Source organism: Planococcus sp. A6 (assembly GCF_028823615.1).
Lineage (GTDB): Bacteria > Bacillota > Bacilli > Bacillales_A > Planococcaceae > Planococcus.
In genome coordinates this window covers 1-1,358 of record NZ_JAPEHT010000251.1, presented here as the reverse complement: position 1 = coordinate 1,358, position 1,358 = coordinate 1, and the positions used below count along the sequence as shown (strand labels likewise).

General features: G+C 52.7%; 1 protein-coding gene. It reads right to left on the bottom strand.

Annotated elements, in window-relative coordinates; genetic code table 11:
- The coding region (locus tag ON064_RS18270; protein WP_274625877.1) for a DUF2207 family protein at nucleotides 1-1,358 on the bottom strand (1,358 nt) is incomplete at both ends.

Genomic DNA, 1,358 nt, shown 5'->3' with positions numbered 1-1,358 from the left:
TGAACTCGTCGTGGTGCTGGCCGAAACGAATACAGCCGTCATAAGGATCGGATTCATCGCGAAGCCAGAGACATCATTTGCCGGCTCAGCGGCTGTAAAGGCATTCGCTTTTCGCTCGGCCGTTTTCTGGTCGCTGCCGAGCAAGTACGCATAAGCGCGCTGCTTTTCGTCCATTGTCAGCTGTTCCCATTGTTCTGTCGGCAATTGGTCCATAGCGTTTTTCATGCTGCGCCATTCGTAGCGCACACGGTGGCCATCACGCGTGATCGGCGAATAGCCAATCGCAAATCCGAGAGCGAGCATCGCAAGCGCAATAGACAAAGCCATCCATGGCAAGAGCCCGTAAATGCCTGAAACGATGGCGAGGCCGATGAAGACCGCGCTCAGAATGCCGACCGCCCAGCGCAGGCCGACGTGTTTTTCATAAAAGTCGTGAGCCGTTACTTCGGCTTTTACTTCTTTATTCCACTCGGCGGTTGCTGCATTGTAATCTTCGTGATTGAGTTCATTTTTCGTAAAGATCTCAACTTGTTCCAGCGTAAACTCCTGGCCATCTCCGATTGTATCGAACAATAGCCCAATCAAAACCGCCTCGTGCGGGTGGTCGGTGTTGCGGTCAGCCAGTGCGAAATGGTCTTCTGAGAGTTGGCGAATCTTGCCCTTTCTCATCAAATCCAAAATTGCCGCCGACATGCCGTTCGCCGCTACATAGGTCGGGTTCGTGAAATGAAGCAAAGCGGGAATGCTCATCGAGTCTTCGGGTACGAAAAATTCATAAGTGCCGCTTTGGACACTTCGTTTGCGTCTCGACGCCTTCAGCCAAGCAAATAGCACGAGCCCGATGAGGAGCACGCCAAGTATGACGATGGCAGGAATACCAATGGATTTTGCGATTTGCTGGTTGCGGGCGAACGCTGCTGCCTCGTTTTCGAGTTCTTCACGGTCATCCGCGAGCTCATCGCGCACTGTACCGTCTTTCGCTGTGACACCAGGGAACAATTCGGGTTCAAAAACTGCGCGGATATCTGCATTTTCTTCGGATGGCACATTGCCTAAATTGAAAACTGCTGTGCCGCCTTCCGTGACGGTCGAGGTATCAAACGCCTCGCCGTATCCAAGCGCTTCAGTTTCAGTTGCTGAAGCAGGCGGGATGACTGTAATCGTCATTTCCCCGTACTCGCTTTCGTTGCTTGCATCAAAAAACGGCCAGTAGAATTCGGCGCCATCTTCAAACTTTTCGACAGCCCCTACGATCCGATAGTTCAGTTCGACTTGGATCGAATCGCCATCATTGCCTGAGCGGTAGATTTTGTACAGGCCGTCTTCGGCTTCCACTTCCAGGTCCCGGCGGCTGTCGC